General features: G+C 69.6%; 19 protein-coding genes. 7 read left to right on the forward strand and 12 right to left on the reverse strand.

What is annotated here, in order from left to right; genetic code table 11:
* Positions 1-13: 13 nt before the first annotated feature.
* Both BLW09_RS13840 and BLW09_RS13845 read right to left on the reverse strand, forming a co-directional pair.
* Positions 14-2,155 carry a glycosyltransferase family 39 protein gene (locus BLW09_RS13840; protein WP_442911277.1) on the reverse strand — a complete coding sequence of 714 codons (2,142 nt, stop codon included), beginning with the start codon at positions 2,153-2,155 and terminating at the stop codon, positions 14-16.
* 5 nt (positions 2,156-2,160) lie between these two features.
* Positions 2,161-3,432: a bifunctional glycosyltransferase family 2/GtrA family protein gene (locus tag BLW09_RS13845; RefSeq protein ID WP_089913836.1), complete on the reverse strand. Its 1,272-nt coding sequence runs from the start codon at positions 3,430-3,432 to the stop codon at positions 2,161-2,163.
* Positions 3,433-3,586: 154 nt separating this feature from the next.
* Between BLW09_RS13845 and BLW09_RS13850 the strand changes: the two genes are divergently transcribed.
* From BLW09_RS13850 to BLW09_RS13855, 3 genes are all read left to right on the forward strand, one after another.
* Positions 3,587-5,173 (forward strand): Na+/H+ antiporter, encoded by a 1,587-nt coding sequence (locus tag BLW09_RS13850; RefSeq protein WP_089913839.1) that lies wholly within the window; start codon positions 3,587-3,589, stop codon positions 5,171-5,173.
* A gap of 82 nt (positions 5,174-5,255) precedes the next feature.
* The gene (locus tag BLW09_RS19085; RefSeq protein WP_172824212.1) at positions 5,256-5,417 is read left to right on the forward strand and encodes a hypothetical protein; all 162 of its coding nucleotides are present in this window, start codon (positions 5,256-5,258) and stop codon (positions 5,415-5,417) included.
* Between the two features lie 81 nt (positions 5,418-5,498).
* A complete protein-coding gene (locus tag BLW09_RS13855) occupies positions 5,499-5,705 on the forward strand; it encodes a hypothetical protein (RefSeq protein WP_018189822.1) in 207 nt (68 codons plus the stop codon).
* Positions 5,706-5,741: 36 nt separating this feature from the next.
* On the opposite strand, the gene BLW09_RS13860 is transcribed toward BLW09_RS13855, so the two are convergent.
* Complete coding sequence (locus BLW09_RS13860) at positions 5,742-6,011, reverse strand: hypothetical protein (protein ID WP_089913842.1); 270 nt, start codon at positions 6,009-6,011, stop codon at positions 5,742-5,744.
* A gap of 77 nt (positions 6,012-6,088) precedes the next feature.
* Complete coding sequence (locus BLW09_RS13865; RefSeq protein WP_231946857.1) at positions 6,089-7,201, reverse strand: glutamate--cysteine ligase; 1,113 nt, start codon at positions 7,199-7,201, stop codon at positions 6,089-6,091.
* 250 nt (positions 7,202-7,451) lie between these two features.
* On the opposite strand from BLW09_RS13865, the gene BLW09_RS13870 reads away from it, so the two are divergent.
* A complete protein-coding gene (locus BLW09_RS13870) occupies positions 7,452-7,733 on the forward strand; it encodes a hypothetical protein (RefSeq protein WP_089913850.1) in 282 nt (93 codons plus the stop codon).
* Between the two features lie 24 nt (positions 7,734-7,757).
* On the forward strand, positions 7,758-8,576 hold the full coding sequence (locus BLW09_RS13875; protein WP_089913853.1) for a hypothetical protein: 819 nt from the start codon (positions 7,758-7,760) through the stop codon (positions 8,574-8,576).
* Here the strand turns inward: BLW09_RS13875 and BLW09_RS13880 are convergent.
* The 3 genes from BLW09_RS13880 to BLW09_RS13890 all read right to left on the reverse strand — a co-directional run bounded on the left by BLW09_RS13880 (position 8,563) and on the right by BLW09_RS13890 (position 11,621).
* Entirely contained in the window at positions 8,563-8,982 is a 420-nt protein-coding gene (locus tag BLW09_RS13880; RefSeq protein WP_089913856.1) for a VOC family protein, read from the reverse strand. The genes BLW09_RS13875 and BLW09_RS13880 overlap by 14 nt on opposite strands.
* A 92-nt stretch (positions 8,983-9,074) precedes the next feature.
* A complete protein-coding gene (locus tag BLW09_RS13885; protein ID WP_089913859.1) occupies positions 9,075-10,220 on the reverse strand; it encodes a cystathionine gamma-synthase in 1,146 nt (381 codons plus the stop codon).
* A 36-nt stretch (positions 10,221-10,256) separates the two neighbouring features.
* On the reverse strand, positions 10,257-11,621 hold the full coding sequence (locus tag BLW09_RS13890) for a cystathionine beta-synthase (protein ID WP_089913861.1): 1,365 nt from the start codon (positions 11,619-11,621) through the stop codon (positions 10,257-10,259).
* A gap of 64 nt (positions 11,622-11,685) precedes the next feature.
* On the opposite strand from BLW09_RS13890, the gene BLW09_RS13895 reads away from it, so the two are divergent.
* The gene (locus BLW09_RS13895) at positions 11,686-12,357 is read left to right on the forward strand and encodes a metal-dependent transcriptional regulator (protein WP_089913863.1); all 672 of its coding nucleotides are present in this window, start codon (positions 11,686-11,688) and stop codon (positions 12,355-12,357) included.
* A 286-nt stretch (positions 12,358-12,643) separates the two neighbouring features.
* Here BLW09_RS13895 and BLW09_RS13900 read toward each other — a convergent pair whose 3' ends face one another.
* From BLW09_RS13900 to BLW09_RS13920, 5 genes are all read right to left on the reverse strand, one after another.
* The gene (locus BLW09_RS13900) at positions 12,644-13,843 is read right to left on the reverse strand and encodes an ABC transporter permease (RefSeq protein ID WP_089913865.1); all 1,200 of its coding nucleotides are present in this window, start codon (positions 13,841-13,843) and stop codon (positions 12,644-12,646) included.
* Complete coding sequence (locus BLW09_RS13905; protein WP_231946860.1) at positions 13,840-14,736, reverse strand: ABC transporter ATP-binding protein; 897 nt, start codon at positions 14,734-14,736, stop codon at positions 13,840-13,842. The genes BLW09_RS13900 and BLW09_RS13905 overlap by 4 nt, the downstream gene beginning before the upstream one ends.
* A gap of 314 nt (positions 14,737-15,050) precedes the next feature.
* On the reverse strand, positions 15,051-16,295 hold the full coding sequence (locus BLW09_RS13910; RefSeq protein WP_089913867.1) for an Nramp family divalent metal transporter: 1,245 nt from the start codon (positions 16,293-16,295) through the stop codon (positions 15,051-15,053).
* 140 nt (positions 16,296-16,435) lie between these two features.
* Positions 16,436-16,786: a nuclear transport factor 2 family protein gene (locus tag BLW09_RS13915; protein WP_089913870.1), complete on the reverse strand. Its 351-nt coding sequence runs from the start codon at positions 16,784-16,786 to the stop codon at positions 16,436-16,438.
* Between the two features lie 32 nt (positions 16,787-16,818).
* A complete protein-coding gene (locus tag BLW09_RS13920) occupies positions 16,819-18,705 on the reverse strand; it encodes an ABC transporter ATP-binding protein (protein WP_231946861.1) in 1,887 nt (628 codons plus the stop codon).
* Between the two features lie 153 nt (positions 18,706-18,858).
* Here BLW09_RS13920 and BLW09_RS13925 point away from each other — a divergent pair, with 153 nt between their 5' ends.
* A complete protein-coding gene (locus BLW09_RS13925) occupies positions 18,859-20,142 on the forward strand; it encodes an ABC transporter substrate-binding protein (protein ID WP_089913873.1) in 1,284 nt (427 codons plus the stop codon).
* Positions 20,143-20,193 lie beyond the last annotated feature (51 nt).

A 20,193-nucleotide genomic window follows, 5' to 3' on the forward strand; every position in this document is an offset into this window, starting at 1 on the left:
GACCAGGCGGGGCTCACTGGGTCAGGTCGTACACCGTCACCCCGTCGACCGTCTGCGCGGTGAACGTGTCGGCCACCCACGCCGCGATCTCGCTCGACGAGCTGCTCCCGCCGGTGGCCTGTCCGCCGACGCCGCCTGCGATGAAGTAGTGGATGCGCCCTTCGGACACGTACCGCTTGAACTGCGCGAGCGTCGGCGACGGGTCGGAGCCGTTGAAGCCGCCGATGGGCATGACCGGCTGCTGAGTGGCCAGCTGGTATCCGGCGGCCGCATTGGAGCCGACGGCCGCCGCCACCCAGGTGTACGACGAGGCGTCGGCCTTCAGGAGCGCGGCGAGCTGCGAGCCGACGGTGCCTGCGCCGAGGAGGGAGCCCATCCCGCCGGTGCCGCCAGGAACAGTGCCGGTGCCGCCGGGAACCGTGCCCGTGCCGCCGGGAACCGTGCCCGTGCCGCCAGGAACCGTGCCGGTCGCGCCGGGCGCAGTCCCCGTCCCACCGGGAGCCGTCCCCGCACCGCCGGGAGGCATCCCCTGACCGCCGAAGCCGCCGGCCGCGCCGTTCGCTCCGCCCGGAGCGCCGAAGCCGCGAGTACCGCGAGCACCGCCCGGGCCGCCCATCCCGCCGGCGACCGTCGGCCCCGCGGTGACGATGGACCCGGTGTGGGCCGTCGTCACCGTCTGGATCGTGTACGCGAGCGGAGCCAGCAGCCCGGCCACCAGGGTCGTGGCGATGGTCGCCGCCGCGAGCGCGCGGCGCGGAGGCAGCGTCAGCAGCACCGCCGCGACGATGGCCGCCGCCAGCACGACGACCTTGAGCCACGGCAGCCAGTCGGTCGCGCGGTCGAGGAGCACCCAGGCCCAGACCCCTGTCCCGAGCACGACGACCGCCGACACGATGCGCACCCAGAGCCGCTCGCGCGCCTGCCAGAGCGCCGAGGAACCGACGGCGACGGTGACGGCGAGCGCCGGAGCGAGCGCGACCGTGTAATAGGCGTGGAAGATGCCCGCCATGAAGCTGAACGCCAGCGCGGTCACGATGAGCCAGCCGCCGAAGACGAGCAGGGTCGCGCGGCGGCCGTCGGTCCGCGCCATCCGCCGGCCGAGCACGAGCGCGATGACGAACACCACGAGCGCGGCGGGCAGCAGCCAGGCGATCTGGCCGCCGATCTCGTTCTCGAACAGGCGCAGAATGCCGGTCTGCCCCCACATCCCGCCTCCGGCTCGTCCGCCGCCACCGCCGGTGACCGAGCCTGTCTCGTCGCCGGTGAGGCGGCCGAGGCCGTTGTAGCCGAACGTGAGCTCCAGGAAGCTGTTGCTCTGCGACCCGCCGATGTAGGGCCGCAGCGAGGCGGGGACGAGCTCGACGATCGCGACCCACCAGCCCGCCGAGACGATCACGGCGCCGAGCGCGGCGAACAGGTGCAGGAAGCGCTTGCGCCACGACAGCGGCGCGGCCGCCAGATAGACCCCGGCCAGCACGGGGAGGATGAGGAACGCCTGCAGCTGTTTGGTGAGGAACGCGAACCCCACGGCGACGCCCGCCCACACGACCCAGCGCAACCGGCCGCTCTCGATGCCGCGCAGAGTAAGACATGCGGAGAGGGTGAGCAGCAGCACCAGCAGCGCGTCCGGATTGTTGAACCGGAATATGAGGGCGGCGACGGGCGTGATGGCCAGCACGCCGCCGGCGAGGAGCGCGGTCTGCGCGCTGAAGCGGCGGCGCACGGTCGCGTAGACGATGGCCACCGTCGCGACGCCCATCAGCGCCTCCGGCACGAGGATGCTCCACGAGCTGAGCCCGAACAGCCGGACCGACAGCGCCATGATCCACAGGCTCGCGGGCGGTTTGTCGACCGTGATCGAGTTGGCGGCGTCGCTGGAGCCGTAGAAGAACGCCTCCCAGTTCACGCTCCCGGCCTGCACGGCCGCGGAGTAGAAGGAGTTCGCGTACCCGCTCGCGGCGAGGTCCCACAGGTAGAGCAGGGCGGTGAGGGCGAGGAGGCCGAGCAGGGCGGGGCGCTCCCAGCGGGCGGCGTCCTCCCGGCCGCGGACGACCCGCCGCAGAGCGGAACGGATGCGCGCGCCGGGCCGTGGCGCGGACGCCGCTCCCGTGGTCGGGGACACTGACGCCGGAGGGGTGGTGACGGTGACGGACATGGCGATCACTCGCTTTCGGTCGAGGTGAGGGTCAGGGGGGCGGCGGGCACAGCAGGATCGGGCGCAGAGACCGCGGGGACGGCCCGGGGCCGCCGGAACACCCACAACCGCAGCAGCACGAACCGCAGCAGCGTCGCGACGAGGTTGGCCGCGGTGAGCACGAGCAACTGCAGCTGAGCGGACGCGTGCGGAGCGGCGGCGTGGAGCACGGCGAGCGATCCGCTGGTGAGGGCCCAGGCGATGCCGAACACCACGAGCCCTTGGAACTGGTGCTTCACCATCCCGGGCCCGGCGACGCCGAACGTGAAGCGCCGGTTGGCCCAGGTGTTCGCGATCGCCGTGAGGAGCAGCGCCGCCAGGTTCGCGACCTGCGCGCTCAGCACGCTCTGCAGGAGCAGGTACAGCACCGCGTATGCAGCGGTCGACAGCACGCCCACGATCCCGAATCGCAGCACCTGCCCGAAGAACCCGGGCGGGCGCGGCGGCGCGAAGGGCCGGCGGCCGAGTTCGGCATAGACCGCCTCCAGCGGGATGCGGCCGCGGGCCAGATTCGTGCCGACGCGCAGCATCCCCTTGAGGTCGTCGGTCGCGGTCCGCACGATGTCGACCGAGCTGTCCGGGTCGTCGACCCAGTCCACCGGGATCTCGTGGATGCGCAGCCCGGCCCGTTCGGCGAGGATGAGCAGCTCGGTGTCGAAGAACCACCCGTCGTCCTCCACCAGCGGCAGCAGCCTCTGGGCGACATCCCGGCGGATCGCCTTGAACCCGCACTGCGCGTCGCTGAACCCGACGGACATGGCGCGCCGCAGCAAGAGGTTGTAGCTGCGCGAGATGAACTCGCGCTTGCCGCCGCGCGCCACGCGCGCGGAGCGCCCGAGGCGGGTGCCGATGGCGAGGTCCGAGTGGCCGGAGAGCAGCGGGGCGACCAGCGGAGGAAGGGCGGCGAGGTCGGTCGAGAGGTCCTCGTCCAGGTAGACGAGCACCTCGGCCGGAGAGGCGCCCCACACCGCTTTGAGGGCGCGACCGCGCCCCTTCAGCGGCAGGTGCACGGCGACGACGTGCGGCAGGTCGGCCGCGAGAGCGTCGGCGATCGCGGGCGTCGCGTCGGTGCTCGCGTTGTCGGCGATGGTGATGCGCCAGGTGTAGCGCACATCCGCGCTCAGGTAGGCGTGCAGCCGGCGGATGGATGTGTCGAGCGTCGCCTGCTCGTTGTAGACGGGCACGACGACGTCGAGCGCCGGCGGGGCCGGCGGGTGAGGGAGGGTTTCGTGCGTCATGCCGACACCCTCCCGTCGTTACATTCCTGTGACCTTTCGCATGCCTGTGGGTCGTGAATGTCTTTGCTGCGCACCTGCTATGCGCTGCACATCCGCTCCCCGAGGGTTACGGTCCACCCGGTGCTGCGGGAGGATGTGCGGCAGAGGAGGTCCTGTGCTCGGACTCGAACTGGTCGTCGTCATCGGCTTCACCACCCTGCTGACGAAGGTGCTCGCTCGGAAGACCGGGATCGCCCAGCCGCTCCTCCTCGTGGGCATCGGGGTGCTGATCGGGTTCATCCCGCTGTTCCGCGACATCGAGCTGGCGCCCGAGGTGGTGCTGTTCCTGTTCCTCCCCGCGATTCTCTACTGGGAGAGCCTGACAACGTCGCTGCGGGAGATCCGTTCCAACCTGCGCGGCATCGTCCTGATGAGCACGGGGCTGGTCGTCGTGACCGCGGCCGCCGTCGCCGTGCTGGCGCACGCGATGGGGCTGCCCTGGGGGGCGGCCTGGACGCTCGGCGCCGCCATCGCGCCGACGGACGCGACGGCGATGACCTCGTTCACGCGGTCCCTCCCCCGCCGCAACGTCACCATCCTCCGCGCCGAGAGCCTGGTGAACGACGGGACGGCGCTGGTGCTGTGGTCCCTCGCGGTCGGGTTCACCGTCGGCGACACCGACGTGAGCGTCGGGGCGATCTCGCTGACCCTACTCATCGCCTACGTCGGAGCCGGCGTCATCGGCGCACTGGTCGCCTGGGTCGCCATCCTCGCCCGGCGAAGGCTGCGGGATGCGATCACCCAGAACATCGCCATGCTGCTGACCCCGTTCGTGGCGTACCTGCTGGCCGAGCTCGTCCACGCGTCCGGGGTGCTCGCCGTCGTGGTCGCCGGGCTGATCATCAGCCAGGCCGGTCCGCGCATCGGCATCGCCGAGGGGAGGAGGCAGTCCGACGCCTTCTGGACCTTCACGACCTTCCTCCTCAACGCGAGCCTGTTCGTCCTCGTCGGCATCGAACTGCCGCGGTCGACGATGGAGCTGGCTGCGGTGGACGTCGGGATGGGCCTGGTCGCGATCGCCGCCGTCACGGCGGTCATCGTCGCCGTCCGTTTCGCCTACCTGTTCGGCACCGTGTACCTGATCCGGCTCATCGACCGGCGGCCGCAACAGAGGAAGCGGCGAATGAGCGACCGGGCGCGCGTCGTGAGCGGGCTCGCCGGATTCCGCGGCGCCGTCTCCCTCGCCGCCGCCCTCGCCGTCCCGGCCACGCTGGAGAACGGCGACCCCTTCCCCGGCCGCGACTTCATCGTCTTCGTCACCACCGGCGTGATCGTCGTGACGCTCGTCGGGCAGGGGCTCGTCCTCCCGGCCGTCGTGCGCTGGGCGCGTCTGCCCTCCGACGAGTCGGTCGGCCACGAACTGCGGCTCGCCGAGACGAGCGCCACCCGGGCCGCGCTCGACGAGCTCCCCGAGATCGCCCGGCGACTCGGGGTCGACCCCGAGGTGAGCGAGCGGATCCAGGGCGAGTTCGAGGAGCACCTCGAGCTGCTCGAGGTGGAGGACGAGTCGCGCGACGGCGAAGAGGCGAACGAGCGGAGCAGGCAGGACACCGAGCTGCGGCTGGCCCTGCTGCACTGCAAACGGGAAGAGGTGGTCCGGCTGCGCGACGAGGGTGAGATCGACGACATCGTGCTGCGGGACATCCAGCGCAAGCTCGACGTCGAGGAGGTGCGGCTCACCGGGCGTGAGCCCGGCGAGTGACGGGCGGCCCTACCGCGTACGCGGGGAGCCGTCTACCATCGCGCTCAGAGCATCCATGCGATAGCGAGCCGGGAGGGACGCCATGAGCGACGCCAAGGAGAACTGGCCGGAGACCCCGTCGGGCGAGCCGATCGACACCGACGCCATCGCCGAAGGGGGCGGGGAGGGGCCGTACGACGCCGACGGCATCTTCGAGCCGGAGCACGACGAGTTCGACCCGCTCGAGGACGACAGCGGCAACTGATCCACCCGGGCCACTTGTCCCCCGGTCGTGTACCCCGCTAGGGTCGTCATCAGACAGGCCGCCCGAGGGGAGGGGTGCAGCGTGACGACTTTCGAATCACCGATCGGGAACGTTCCGAAGCCCGGTCAGGATGTGCATCTGGTGCGGTGGGTGCGCTCGGCGGACGGGTGGTCGAGCGAGACCCTGCTCTGCACCTATCTGGGCTGCACCTCCGACTCCTGGATCGTCGACTCGCGCGGCGAGCAGGTGTCGCTGGCCCGCGACGAGTGGTCGCAGTTCGCGTTCTGACGCATCACCGCGGGGTCGGTTGCGCCTGACCGGCGTCTAGAGACCGGCCTGCCCGGCCAGCACCTCGACGGCCACCCGCCAGTCCGCTGCGGGGATGCCCTCGCCGGCCTCCTCCTCGCCGGGGAGCCGCGCGACGAACGCCGGCCACAGCTCGCCGGTGTCGTGCACCTCCTCGATCAGGCCCAGGTACTCGCCGCCGTAGTAGACCTCCCAGGCCGCTGTCGCCGTCGGGCTGTACATGAGGGTCAGCGGCAGCGAGCCGTACGTGTAGACGGCGTGCTGGTGGGCGAGCTCCTTCTCCGTCATGACCGCAGGATAGGCGCGATCCCTCGCGGGCGGAAGGGCGCATGACCGTGCGTGAACGCACGTGCCCGCAGGACCGTTCAGGCCACGACCAGGTCGTCGTCCTCCGACTGCTCATGGGTGGCCGAGACGGCCAGCGCGACGACGTCGCGCATCCGCCCTCGCCGCTCGAAGGCCACACGCTGACGGCCGGCGCCTCCGCCGGTCGCGAGGATGCGCGCGAGTCCCCGCCGCACGAGCACCAGGTCGCCGCTCGCCTCGAGTGCGGCCGAGGTGTGCGACAGCAGCGCATCGATGGCGTCCACCGCAGGCACCTCCCGCCAGGTGACGGGATGCGGAAGCGGGCCGCGGACGCCGGTGAGCGCCGCCTGCCACTCGGCGAGCCGGAGCGCCGCCGACGGCACCGCCGCGGGCGGGACGCCGGCCTGCCAGTCCGCCGCCGCGGTGTCGACGAGAGCGCGGACCAGGGCCGCGATGACCGCGGCGTCCCTCGCGTCGAGGCAGACGTCCGCCACGCGCACCTCCACCGTCGGCTGCTTGTGCGAGACGCGCGCATCGAGGTACAGCATCCCCGTGTCGAGGATGACGCCGGTGTCGACCAGGAAGCTCTCGAACCGGTCGTACGCCTCCACCGATCCGAACACGTCGGTCGGTCCGGCGCTCTGCCACTGGTGCCAGGCGGCGAACCGGTAACTGGCGTGCCCGGTGTCCGCTCCGCCGAAGAACGGCGAGTTCGCACTCAGGGCGAGCAGCGTCGGCAGCCAGGTGCGGATGCGGTCGAGCACCGCGACGCCCTCTTCGCGCGACCCGATCCCCACGTGCACGTGGAAGCCGCAGACGAGGGTGCCCCGCGCTGTCAGCCCGTAGCGTTCGATCATCTTCGCGTACCGCGGGTCGTCGGTCACGTGCGGGCGCAGCCGCATCGGGGACATGGCGACGGCGATCGCGCGGGCGCCATGCCGCTGGGCGAGTCCGTCGGCGAGCTCGCGGCCGCCGACGATGTCGAGCAGCAGCTCGCTGGTCAGCAGCTGCGGACGCGTCTGCGTCTCGATCATCTCCTGCTGGAACTCCGCGCTCACGGACGGCCCGTCGACGACCGGCGGCGCGTCCGCGAGGACGGACGGGGCAACCGGCGTTGCCATCCCGCGCGCGTCGACCAGGAGGAGCTCCTCCTCCACCCCGAAAGTCCTCACGAGACCACTATCGGCGAGCGCGTGCGGACGGACAATACCCGATCCGCCGTGAATGTGCCGTGCATCCGTTCGGGCCGGGCGGGCGGTCGGGCCGGCGGAGCATCGCCCATTCGCACATCCGTTGCGGTGTCTGTGCCCGATCCGGCCGATCATCGCGTACCTGCATTGCGAGCGCGGCCACGCTGCCTCTATAACTGACCCAACAACGCAACGAATCGCCGCCGCGGTGATGCGAGATCGAGGAGCCTCCATGTGGGACACGGCGACACGGATCCCCTTCGATCCGGCCCTGCTGACCGAGCGCAGCGACACTGCGGCACGGGTCCGCCTGATGGCACTGCTCGTCCGGCAGCCGGGCATCACCATGGATGAACTGCACGGGATGCACCTGCCCGGCCTGTTCGCCGACCTGCGGTCCTTCCACCGTGCCGGCCTCATCCGGACCTCGACCACGCCGCCGCGCTTCTTCGAGCGCGACACCCGCGTGTTCCCGGTGTGCGACGGGACCGGCGACGGGAGTGCGCCGTCCTGACGGCGCCGCCCTAGACTCCGGGGCATGGCCGAATCAGTGGACGAGACCACCGCGACCGATGACGAGTTCGAGCGCTCCTGGCGGCGCGCGCTCGACGGCGACGCGGACGGATGGGAGCGGCGGCTGGCGGCGGACAGCCGGCTCCCCGGTCCCCGCGCCAACCTCGAGCTCGCCCACCGCGTGGCCGATCTCGCGCAGCGGACACCGCCCGAGCGGCGAGCCGATGCCCTCCAGCTCCTCCGTCGCTGGCTGACCGGCGAACCGGACCTTCCCGAGCCGCACCGTGAGTACCTCGCAGCGGTGGCGGCGCTGTCGGTGGGAGCGATCATCGCCGCCGAGCCGGACCCGGATGCGGCGGCGCTCCTCGATGAGGCGACCGCCGACCCGCGCTGGCGGGTGCGCGAGCTCGCAGCGACCGGCCTGCAGCGGGTGCTCGCCGTGGAGTGGGATCGGGGCCTGCGCCAGGCGCACGCGTGGCTGCTCGCCGGCCCCCTTCCCACTCGTGCCGCCGTGGCCGCCGTCGCCGAGCCCGCCCTGCTGCGCGACCCGCGCCACGCCGCGGAAGCGGCCTCCGTCGTCGAGCGCGCGGTCGATGTCCTGCTCGCCGTCCCGGCCGCCTCGCGCCGCGATCCGGACGTCCGGGTGCTCCGCCAGGCGCTCGGCTACGCGGTCAGCGTCATCGCGGCGGCCGACCCCGATTCCGGAGTACCCCTCCTGGAACGGCTCGCCACCTCGACCGACGCGGATGCGCGCTGGGTGGCCCGCGAGAACCTCACGAAGGCGCGGCTGCGGCCGCTCGCCGACCGGCTCGTCGTCGCCCGCGACGCCCTCAGCCGACCGTGAGGTTGCCGTCCTCCGCGAGCGTCCACCCCGGGTTGAACGCGACCTCCCACACGTGCCCGTCGGGGTCGGCGAAGTACCCGGAGTAGCCGCCCCAGAACACGCGCTCGGCGGGCTTCAGGATGCTCGCGCCCGCGGCCTCCGCCTGGGCGAACACACGGTCGACGTCCTCCTCCGACCGCTGGTTGCACGCCAGGGTGATGCCGCTGAACGTCCCGTCGACCGGGTGACGCGCATCCTCCGCCAGCTCGTCTCGCCCGAACAACGCGAACGCCATCCCGGGCAGCTGATAGAAGACCACCCCGTCCTGCGCGTCGGCGGGCGTCCAGCCGAGTCCTTCCTCGTAGAAGGCCCGGCTCCTCGCCAGGTCGGCCACCCCGAGCGTCACGAGACTGATGCGTTGGTCCATGCCCCGAGGCTAGCCCCGACCGCCGACTCCCGAACCCCGGGCCGGGGCCCGGGTCCCGAGGCCTGTCGCGCCGGCCGACGACCGGATGCGGGCTAGCGGCCGAGCGCCTGCTCCACGTCAGCCAGCAGGTCGTCCACGTCCTCGATGCCGACGGACAGGCGCACGATGTTGTCCGGCACCTCGAGCGCGGTCCCGCGGACCGACGCATGCGTCATCTCGGACGGATAGCCGATCAGCGACTCGACGCCGCCGAGCGACTCCGCCAGCTGGAACACCTGCGTCGACTCCGCGAACCGGCGGGCGGCCGCGGCCCCGTCGGACAGGGCGACGGACAGCATCCCGCCGAAACCGCTCATCTGCCGTGCGGCCAGCTCGTGGCCGGGGTGCGTCGGCAGGCCCGGGTAGTAGACCGTCTCGATGCCGTCGCGGCCGACCAGCGCCTCCGCGATCGCCTGCGCGTTCGCGCTGTGCTGGCGGACGCGCACCTGCAGCGTCTTGATTCCGCGTGTGGTGAGCCACGCGTCCATCGGCGACGAGACGGCACCGGCGGCGAACTGGATGAACTTCGCCTTCTCGGCGAGCTCCTCGTCGGCGAAGATCAGGGCGCCACCGATGACGTCCGAGTGGCCGCCCAGGTACTTGGTGGTCGAGTGCACGACGACGTCGGCGCCGAACGACAGCGGCTGCTGCAGCGCCGGTGACGCGAACGTGTTGTCGACGACGACGACCGCCCCCACCGCGTGGCCGAGCTCCACGAGCGCCGCGATGTCGCTGATCTTCATCAGCGGGTTGCTCGGCGTCTCGATCCACAGCATGCGCGTGCCGTCGGTCCCGAGCGCGGTGCGCACCGCGTCCAGGTCGGTGAGGTCCACGGTGGTGTTGCGGATGCCCCACGCACGGTGGATGCGATCGATCAGCCGATGGGTACCGCCGTAGGCGTCGTTGCCGAGCACGATGTGATCGCCCGGGCGGAGCGCCGCGCGGAGGAGCGCGTCCTCCGCCGCCAGGCCCGACGCGAACGACAGCGCGCGGACGCCGCCTTCCAGCGACGCGAGGAGCGTCTCGAGCGAGCTCCGCGTCGGGTTGCCCGCCCGCCCGTACTCGTAGCCGTTGCGGAGGCCGCCGATGCCGTCCTGCACGAACGTCGAGGTCTGGTAGATCGGCGGGATGATCGCGCCGGTGGTCGGGTCGAACTCCTGACCCTCGTGGATGGCGCGCGTGGCGAAACCGTGTGTCATTGTTCCTGTTTCCTGTGTGGGTCGGCCCGGTGCGGGTCAGTCGCTGAAGTAGTTGAGGAGGTCCTGGCGGGTGAGCACCGCGACCGGCTTGCCGCCGTCGGTCACCAGCAGAGCGTTCGTCGTGGCGAGCGCGGCGCGGGCCGCCGTCACCGGCTCGTTGACGCCGATCAGCTCGAGCGGTTCGCCCAGGTGTTGTCCCACCGAGTCGGTCATCTCTGCATGCCCGCTGAAGACCGCATCCACCAGCGACCGCTCGTCGAGCGCGCCGGCGACCTCTCCCATGACGACCGGCGGCTCCGCTGTCAGGACCACGAGCTGCGAGACGCCGTAGGTGTTCATCGTCTGGATGGCGTCGCGCACCGTCTCGGTCGGGTGCGTGTGCACCAGGTCGGGCAGCGTGCCGCTCTTCGTCTTGATGATGTCGTGGACGGTCGACTCGTCGGGCACCTCGCTGAAGCCGTAGGACTGCATCCACCGGTCGTTGAAGATCTTCGCCAGATAGCCGCGCCCGCCGTCGGGCAGGATCACGACCACGATGTCCTCGGGGCCGAGGTCCTTCGCGGCACGAAGAGCCGCTTCGACGGCCATGCCGCTCGACCCGCCGACGAGGATGCCCTCCTCGCGGGCCAGCCGCCGGGTCATCCGGAAGGCGTCGGCGTCGCTCACCGCGATCACCTCGCCGACGACGCCGGGGTCGTAGGCGCCCGGCCAGAAGTCCTCGCCGACACCCTCGACGAGGTACGGGCGCCCGGTGCCGCCGGAGTAGACGGACCCCTCGGGGTCGGCGCCGACGATGCGGACGCGCCCCTCGGAGACCTCCTTGAGGTACCGTCCGGTGCCGGTGATCGTGCCGCCGGTGCCCACCCCGGCGACGAGGTGCGTGATCCGGCCGTCGGTGTCGCGCCAGATCTCGGGACCGGTGGTCTCGTAGTGGCTGCGCGGCCCGTTGGGGTTGAAGTACTGGTTGGGCTTGAACGCGCCGGGGATCTCGGCCGCGAGGCGGTCGGACACCGAGTAGTAGGAGTCGGGATGCTCCGGAGGCACGGACGTCGGCGTCACCACCACCTCCGCTCCGTAGGCGGTGAGGACGTTGATCTTGTCCTCTCCCACCTTGTCGGGGAGCACGAACACGCACCGGTAGCCGCGCTGCTGCGCGACCAGGGCGAGCCCGACTCCGGTGTTGCCGCTCGTCGGTTCCACGATGGTGCCGCCGGGCTTCAGAAGCCCGTCGCGCTCCGCAGCGTCGATGATGCGGGAGGCGATGCGGTCCTTCGACGAACCTCCGGGGTTCAGGTACTCGAGTTTGACGAGCACCGTCGCCGCGATCCCCTCGGTCAGCCTGTTGAGCTTCACGAGCGGGGTGTCGCCGACCAAGTCGATGATGGTCTCTGCGTACTTCACCCGACCCACCTTAACAGCGCGGGTGCACAGCCGGCAGAGTGTGACGCCGCCCTAGAATCTGCTCATGCCCGTGTCCGACCTGTCGCCCGTCGCGCAGGACTACCTGAAGATCATCTGGTCGGCGACCGAATGGTCGGATGACCCGGTGACCGTGAAGCAGTTGTCCGAGCGCATGGGGGTGCGCGCCGCGACCGTGTCGGACGGGCTGCGGCGACTCGCGGAGCAGGGCCTGGTCGCGCACGAACGCTACGGCGGCGTCGAGCTGACCGAGGAAGGACGACGGCATGCCGTCGCGATGGTGCGGCGGCACCGGCTGATCGAGACGTTCCTCGTGGAGGAGCTCGGCTACGGCTGGGACGAGGTGCACGACGAGGCCGAAGTGCTGGAGCACGCCGTCTCGGACGAGCTGGTCGAGCGGCTGGACCGGCGTCTCGGCTCCCCCGCGCGCGACCCGCACGGCGACCCCATCCCGACCGCGGACGGAACGCCGCGGCGCCCCGACGCCGTGCCGTTGCTGGATGCGCCGTCCGGTGCACGCCTGAGTGTCGTGCGCATCTCGGATGCCGACCCGGCCGTCCTCCGCTACCTGGCTGAGCGGGGCATCGGGCTCGACACCGCGCTGAGCGTCCAGGAGCACCGCGCGTTCGCGGGCGATGTGACGGTGACCGTGGGGTCGGAGCACGTCGTCCTCGGCGCGACGGCGGCATCGGCCGTGTGGGTGGCCGAGCAGAGCTGAGCCGCCGTGGTGGCTACACTCCGACCGCCGAGTTCCGCGATGATGGCCCGTGCTGCGCAAGCCATGAGCCCGGTGCCGCGATCGAGCAAGCAGTGCTGCGCTTATGGGAAGAGGCCCAAGCCTGCGCATGGCAGCCTGCGCCGTGTTCGGTGAGGACGATCGACATTGATCGGCGCGAAGACACCCTTCGGGGGTGGAGCTCGTCACCTCCTGGCCGCCTGCCCAACCGCGAAACCGATGCCGAATAGACCGATCATCGAGGCGTTGTGTCGAGTGTTTGTGTGCGCTACGCGCGGGTGGACTTGAGGTCTGTGAGTCGTAGTGGCTGGTCGTACTGGATGACTCCGCGCTGGAAGACCGCGATTGCGAGTTTGAGAATCAGAATCCCCAGCAACAGAAGCCCGATGCCGATCACGGCCCCGATCATGGGGTGAAGGGCGCCTGTTGCGTTGAGCAGGAGCGACGTCATGGGTGAGGTAAACGGGAAATAGGTCAGCATCTGTACGACCGGACTCGACGGGTTGATCAAGATAGTGCTGATCAAGTACAGCGGCGCCATCGTGAGGATCACAACGCCGGTGTAGTACGGGGCCGCGTCCTTGGCGGTGGGCATGGCGGCCCCGATCAGCACAAGCAGAGCCGTCATCGTGAGCGCTCCACCGGTGAGCAGCAGAAGGCCGACGGCAATACGGATCGGGTCCACGGTGAGGTCGCCGATTCCGAGTGCGTCGAGGTCAGCCCATGAGGACGCTATGGCGTAGAGGATTATGCTGGCGACCGCGACGATGCCTAACTGAATGAGTCCGACCAGCGCGAGCGCGAGGACCTTACCGTTGATCAAGACGCGAGCAGGCATGGAGACCAGCAGCATCTCGCTGACGCGGTTCTCTTTCTCCTCGACGGTCGAGTTGAGCATCTGGTTCCCCAGCAAGGACACGATCAGCAACAGCAGCACGGCGAGCAAGCCCGGTGGGATCATCGCACCAAGACCGGCTGCAGGTTCGCCGTCGCTATAGGTCTGAACTTCTGTAAGGGGGATCGTTCGAACGAGCTGGACGACCTCAGTTGAGCCCAGGGACTCATCCACGCTGGCAGCGAACAAGTCAATGGCGCGCTTGCTGTACTCGGGATTGGACATGATTCCGCGGTCCGCCGCCACGATCGTGACGGGTTGACGTATGGGGTCGGCTGGGAAATCGAAGAACGCCGTGAGCTGGCCGCTCTTGACCCGCTCAACGGCATCAGCTCGGGCCGGAGTTCCGCCAAGATGTGACGCCGCCGTCTCGGAGATCAGGCCAGACTGATCGGAATACTCGAAGGTGATCGGCTTGGTCTTATCCGGCTGCGAATTGCCGGCCCATGCCACAACAATCACCATCGCCGCCATGATGCCCGGGAGCAGAAGGGCAGAGACCCAGAACAGCGGCTTACGCAGGGTACGAGCCAGTTCGAACCTTGTGACGACATGTAGAGGCGTACGTCTCACGTCGGGACCTTCTCGTCGTAAACACGGACAAAGACTTCATCCATGGAGACCGGGCGGGAGCGAAAGCCGCTCAGCCCTACGCCGGAGTGCACCAGCAGCGCGAGAATCGTGTCATCGAGGACGCCTCCGATGGGATACAGCTGCTGCTCACCATCGATGACGGTCCCTAGCGTGTAGAGATCGGACTCTGGAACGGCATGCTCGGTTCGGACCAGGACGGTTCTGGACCCATACTGCGCTTGAATCGCCGCGATCGTCCCGTAGGCCGCGGCCCGGCCGTTGCGGAGCAGCAATGCTCTGTGACAGAGACGCTCCACTTCGTCCATGTTGTGCGTGACCAAGATGACCGTGGCACCGTCGCTCTGTCGTTCCGCGATCAACTCCATGAGCAGCAGGCGATTGACCGGATCGAGACCTTTCGCCGGTTCGTCGAGAATGAGCAGACCGGGCTCTCCCATCATTGCGATTCCGAGTTGGATCTTCTGCAACTGGCCTCCGGAGAGCTTCTCCAGCGTGTGGTTGGCCTTATCCGCCAGACCAACACGCTCGAGGTAGTCCGTCGACCAGGTCCGCGCCAGCTTGCGCTTGATCCCCTTGATTTCTGCGAAGTAGATCATGACGTCCAGCACGACATCCTTGCGATAGAGACCGCGCTCCTCGGGGAGATAACCCACCAGGGCCCCCTCGCCAGCCACGAACGGCCGCCCATCTACCAGGAGTCGACCACCGGTCGCCGGGAGCATGCCCAGCAGCACTCGAAGGGTCGTTGTCTTTCCTGACCCGTTGCTGCCCAAGAATCCGAACGTCTCCCCCGATTCGACGGTGAAACTGAGGTCCTCGACGACGGTGCGCGCCCCGAAGCACATCCGGAAATTGCTCACCTCTACGCGCATGAATATCCCCATCAACAACTCAAATCTTTCGTCCAAAATAGCTCACCCTTTATTGCGAGAGCCAGCCCCTGGCCCCACTACGCATGCATTCCGTGCAACGAAGTCCCGGATGAAGGCAGAGTTCTTTGCCCTCGATGCGGGCGCGCTCAGCCTCGATTCACCGATCGGATTGGTTCTGGAGCGGGCATCGTGGCAAGGGTCTTCGATAGTCCGATTTCGTACCCGCCGCGGGTCTGCCCCGCTCGTACCCCGACACCATCAACGCACGTGGAACGAATCCCCGCTGCTCGATCCAGTCCAGCGGCGGATCGCGCCTAGGCGCCCGCGACGGTGAGGGCGACCAGCGCGAGGTTCAGGAGCACGACGAGCCCTGCGACGACGCCGCCCAGGATGCGCACCCACAGCCGGTCGGCGGACTCCCCCATCACGGCCCGCGAGCCGGTCAGCCGCAGCAGGGGGATCATGGCGAACGGGATGCCCAGGCTGAGGAAGACCTGCGACAGCACCAGCGCCCACGTGGGGTCGACGCCGACGGCGAGGATGATCAGCGCGGGGATCAACGTGACGATCCGGCGGACGAGCAGAGGAACGCGCAGCTTCAGCAGCCCGCCCATGATGGTCGCCCCCGCGTAGCTGCCGACCGAGGTGGAGGCGAGGCCCGAGGCGAGCAGGCCGATCGCGAAGACGACACCGACGGCCGGACCGAGGGCGGAGGTGATCGCGCGGTGAGCTCCCTCGATGGTGTCCGTCCCGTCGACGCCGCGGAGGGCGGAGGCCGCGACGAGCAGCATGGCGATGTTCACGGCGCCGGCGAGCACCAGCGCGAGCACCACATCCACCCGGGTCGCGTGCAGCAGCCGGCGGATGCGGCCGGGGTCGGCGGAGCTGCCGTGCCGGTCGCGGGCCAGGGCGGAGTGCAGGTAGATCGCATGCGGCATGACCGTCGCCCCGAGCATGCTCGCCGCCAGCAGCACGGTCTGAGCGCCGTCGAACCGCGGCACCAGGCCGCCGACGGCCTGACCCCAGTCGACCGGGCTCACGAACAGTCCGGCGAGGAAGCCGACGGCGATCACGGCGAGCAGCCCCAGGATGACGGCCTCGAACGGCCGCTGGCCGCGCCGCGACTGGATGCCCAGGATGCCGATCGCAACGATGCCGACGATCAGCCCGCCGAGCGGGAGCGGCAGCCCGAACAGCAGGTTCAGGGCGATGGCGCCGCCGATCACCTCGGCGATGTCGGTCGCCGCCGCGACCAGCTCCGCCTGCACCCAGTAGGCGCGGCGTGTGCCGGTGCCGAGTCGCTCCCCCAGCAGTTCCGGGAGGCTGCGGCCGGTGACGATGCCGAGTTTCGCCGACTGGTACTGCACAAAGACGGCGATGGCGTTGGCGGCGACGAGGACCCAGACGAGCAGGTAGCCGTACCGTGCGCCGGCGGTCAGGTTGGCCGCGACGTTGCCGGGATCGACGTATGCGATGGCCGCGACGAAGGCCGGTCCGAGCAGCAGCAGGAGGCGGGCGGGTGCGGCCCGCGGCACCCGCTCCTCGAGCCGAACGCTCATCCTCACCTCGCCTATCGCAAAAGTTAGCCCAGTCTAACTCTGCGCTCTCCGCCCCGTCGAGTCCGCGATTCTTGCACGCCTAGCGGCATCGAAACGTGCAAAGATCGCGGACTCGACGGTGGGGCGAAAGGGCCGAGGCGTCAGGCGAGGAGGGTGCGGAGGACGGCGATGCGGCCGTCGCGCGCCTCGATCACGTCGACGCCGCGGGCGACGGGCGCGCCCTCCGGGCCGAACGTCCAGGCGAGCGCGCCGGTGTCCCGCCCCAGGTAGACCGGACCGGCGTCGGCGAAGACGAACGACGCGGGGGCGTCGTCGACGAGGCCGGCGGCCTTCGCCTCGAGCGCATCCCATCCCGTCACCTCGCCCTCGGGGTCGGCGAACACGACGTCCTCCGTGTACGTGCGCTCGATGGCGGCACGACGGGACGCGGGGTCGCGGTTGCCGAAGACCTCGAGCAGGTTGGCGGACAGCAGTTCGGTGATCGTCGGCACGGGACGCCCTTTCGTCGGTCGGATGGGGGAGGTCACTCCTCGAGCACGGCGCTCTCGGTCTGCTCGCGGTAGAGCCGCGAGTACACGCCGCCGAGCTCCAGCAGCTCGCGGTGCGTTCCGCGCTCGACGACCTGCCCGTGGTCGATCACGAAGATCACGTCCGCCGCGACGATCGTCGACAGGCGGTGCGCGATGGCGATCGTGGTCCGGCCGCTGGATGCGGTGTCCAGCGCCTGCTGCACGACCCGCTCCGAGATGGTGTCGAGGGCGCTGGTCGCCTCGTCGAGGATGAGCACCTCCGGGTCCTTCAGCAGGACGCGGGCGATCGCGATCCGCTGCTTCTCCCCGCCGGAGAGCCGGTAGCCGCGCTCCCCCACGATCGTCGCATAGCCGTCCGGGAATCCGGCGATCGTGTCGTGGATGTTCGCGCGCCTCGCCGCGTCCTCCAGTTCCTCCTGCGTCGCGTCCGGCCGCGCGTAACGCAGGTTCTCCGCGATGGTCGCGTGGAAGAGGTACGTCTCCTGGCTGACCACGCCGATGTGCGACACCAGCGAGTCCTGCTGCAGCGCACGGACGTCCGTCTCGCCGAACCGGATCGTGCCGCTCGTCGCGTCGTAGAACCGCGGGATCAGGTACGACACCGTGGTCTTCCCCGCCCCGCTCGGGCCGACGAACGCCGCGAACTCGCCGGGCTCGATGACGAACGACACGTCGTCGAGGGTGTTGCGCTCGCCGTCGCGGGCATCCGGGTAGCGGAACACCACGTGGTCGAACTCGATCCTGCCCAGGTCGTCCGCCGGGTCGACCGGCACGGCGTCCGGGCGGTCGGCGATCGCCGGTTTGAGGTCGAGGTACTCGAAGATGCGGGCGAACAGCGCGCCGGAGGTCTGCAGGTCGAGCGCCACCCGCATCAGCGCGAGCAGCGGGAACAGCAGCCGCGCCTGCACAGTGGTGAACGCCACGATCGTGCCCGCCGAGATGTCGGTCGCCCCTCCGACGATCAGCCACCCGGACACCAGGTAGACGATCGCCGGGATCGACGACAGGAAGATGTTGACCATCGCGAAGAACCATTGGCCGCTCATCGCCTGCGACACCTGGAGGCGGATCTGGTTCTCGTTCTCGGCGGAGTAGCGGCCGACCTCGGTGGTCTGGCGATTGAAGCTCTTCGACAGCAGGATGCCGCTGACGCTCAGCGTCTCCTGCGTGATCGCCGTCATGTCCGACAGCGACTCCTGCGTCTTGGTCGCGATGCGGGCACGCACCTGCCCGACCCGGCGCTGGGCGATCACCAGGATCGGCATGAGCACGACGGCGACGATGGTCAGCTGCCAGTTCAGCAGCAGCATCGCGACGAGGGCGGCGATCACCGTCACGGTGTTGCCGAGGATGCTCGAGATCGTGTTGGTCAGGACGCTGGCGACCCCGCCGACGTCGTTCTGCAGCCGCGACTGGATGATGCCGGTCTTGGTGTGTGTGAAGAAGCTGAGCTCCATCGACTGCAGGTGCGAGAACAGCCGGACGCGCAGCGCCCCCATCACCTTGTTGCCGACCGACGCCGTCAGGTAGGTCTGCCAGACGCCCAGCAGCGCCGACGCGATGTACACGATCAGCATGAAGACGACGATCTCGACGAGCACGGGGATGTTCGGGCCGCCCGGCGGGAACAGGCCGTCGTCGAAGGCCCGCTCGGTGAGCAGAGGGGGCACGACCGAGAGAGCGGCTCCGATCAGGACGAGCACCATCGTGAAGACGATCGCCATGCGGTGCGCCGAGAAGAGCGAGACGATCCGGCGGAACAGGTGCGGGATCTTCGGAGCCTCGGCGTTGATCGCCCGCTGCGCCTCGGCGTCCCCGCCGCTGACGCGCCCACGACCGCCGCCGCCTCCGGCTGCAGCCATGCCGCGCATCCCGCTCATGGTCTCAGCGTAACGCCCGCCGGGGACCCCACGGCGTGACGCAACCGTGATGCAAGCGCTTGACGTAAACGCTTGCATCACGCGAGAGCGTGGGGGTACGGTGATGGCCGGGCGCACACCTGTGCCCGCACCAAGAGCTCAACGAGGAGTGAAATGAAAGCAGCACGTCTCTCCGTGATCGCCGGGGTGGCCCTCGCAGGCCTCGCGCTGGCGGGATGCACCGGTGGCGGCGGGTCGGGAAGCGGTGGCGGCGACGCCAACTCGAATCTCGACAGCAAGGGCCCGATCACCTACGTGCAGGGCAAGGACAACTCCAACGTCGTCCGCCCGCTGATCGACAAGTGGAACAAGGCCCACCCGGACGAGAAGGTCACCTTCAAGGAGCAGACCGACCAGGCGGACCAGCAGCACGACGACCTCGTGCAGCACTTCCAGGCCAAGGACACCAACTACGACGTCGTCGACGTCGACGTCGTGTGGACGGGCGAGTTCGCCGCGAAGGGCTGGCTCCAGCCGCTGACCGGCAAGTTCAAGATGGACAACTCGTCCCTGCTGGAGCCGACGGTGAAGTCGGGAACGTACAACGGCACCCAGTACGCGGCGCCGCAGACCTCTGACGGCGGCATCCTGTACTACCGCAAGGACCTGGTCCCCGAGCCGCCCAAGACGTGGGACGACATGCTCAAGGACTGCGACATCGCCAAGGCGAAGGGCATCGGCTGCTACGCCGGTCAGTTCGCGCAGTACGAGGGCCTCACGGTGAACGCCGCGGAGGCGATCAACACCAACGGCGGCACGATCGTCGGCGAGGACGGCAAGAAGGTCACCGTCGACAGCCCCGAGGCCAAGGCGGGCCTGACCCGACTGGTGGACGGCTTCAAGAACGGCCAGATCCCGGCCGAGGCCATCACGTACCAGGAGGAGCAGGGCCGGCAGGCGTTCGAGGCCGGCAAGCTGATGTTCCTGCGCAACTGGCCGTACGTGTACAACCTGGCCAAGACCGACGGCTCCTCGACGGTGAAGGACACCTTCGGCATCGCGCCGCTCCCGGGCATCAGCGCGGACAAGCCGGGCGTCTCCAGCCTGGGCGGCCACAACGCCGCGATCAGCGTGTACTCCAAGCACAAGGCGACCGCCTTCGAGTTCCTGAAGTTCCTGCAGAGCGAAGAGACGCAGAAGTTCTTCGTGACCCAGGGCTCGCTGGCACCGGTCGTGGCCTCGCTGTACGACGACGCGGCGCTGAACAGCCAGCTGCCGTACCTGTCGACGCTGAAGACCTCGATCGAGAACGCGGTCCCGCGTCCGGTGTCGCCGTTCTACCCGGCCATCACCAAGGCCGTGCAGGACAACGCGTACGCCGCCCTGAAGGGCGACAAGACGGTCGACCAGGCCCTGAAGGACATGGCCTCGGCGATCAACACCGCGAGCGCCGGCTGACCCCGGCCTGAAACGGTCGCCGGGCGGCGGGATCTCTCCCGCCGCCCGGCC

Origin of the sequence: Leifsonia sp. 21MFCrub1.1 (assembly GCF_900107895.1) — a bacterium.
GTDB classification, from domain to species: Bacteria; Actinomycetota; Actinomycetes; order Actinomycetales; family Microbacteriaceae; genus Leifsonia; species Leifsonia soli.

Excerpts from the sequence above, each read along its gene's own strand:
- BLW09_RS13860 (WP_089913842.1), bottom strand. The coding sequence starts at position 6,011 with ATGACGGAGAAGGAGCTCGCCCACCAGCACGCCGTCTACACGTACGGC.
- BLW09_RS13905 (WP_231946860.1), bottom strand. The coding sequence starts at position 14,736 with ATGCGCGTAGAGGTGAGCAATTTCCGGATGTGCTTCGGGGCGCGCACC.
- BLW09_RS13880 (WP_089913856.1), bottom strand. The coding sequence starts at position 8,982 with ATGGACCAACGCATCAGTCTCGTGACGCTCGGGGTGGCCGACCTGGCG.
- BLW09_RS13910 (WP_089913867.1), bottom strand. The coding sequence starts at position 16,295 with ATGAGCGTTCGGCTCGAGGAGCGGGTGCCGCGGGCCGCACCCGCCCGC.
- BLW09_RS13840 (WP_442911277.1), bottom strand. The coding sequence starts at position 2,155 with ATGTCCGTCACCGTCACCACCCCTCCGGCGTCAGTGTCCCCGACCACG.
- BLW09_RS13925 (WP_089913873.1), top strand. The coding sequence starts at position 18,859 with ATGAAAGCAGCACGTCTCTCCGTGATCGCCGGGGTGGCCCTCGCAGGC.
- BLW09_RS13920 (WP_231946861.1), bottom strand. The coding sequence starts at position 18,705 with ATGAGCGGGATGCGCGGCATGGCTGCAGCCGGAGGCGGCGGCGGTCGT.
- BLW09_RS13845 (WP_089913836.1), bottom strand. The coding sequence starts at position 3,432 with ATGACGCACGAAACCCTCCCTCACCCGCCGGCCCCGCCGGCGCTCGAC.
- BLW09_RS13885 (WP_089913859.1), bottom strand. The coding sequence starts at position 10,220 with ATGACACACGGTTTCGCCACGCGCGCCATCCACGAGGGTCAGGAGTTC.
- BLW09_RS13870 (WP_089913850.1), top strand. The coding sequence starts at position 7,452 with ATGTGGGACACGGCGACACGGATCCCCTTCGATCCGGCCCTGCTGACC.
- BLW09_RS13895 (WP_089913863.1), top strand. The coding sequence starts at position 11,686 with ATGCCCGTGTCCGACCTGTCGCCCGTCGCGCAGGACTACCTGAAGATC.
- BLW09_RS19085 (WP_172824212.1), top strand. The coding sequence starts at position 5,256 with ATGAGCGACGCCAAGGAGAACTGGCCGGAGACCCCGTCGGGCGAGCCG.
- BLW09_RS13875 (WP_089913853.1), top strand. The coding sequence starts at position 7,758 with ATGGCCGAATCAGTGGACGAGACCACCGCGACCGATGACGAGTTCGAG.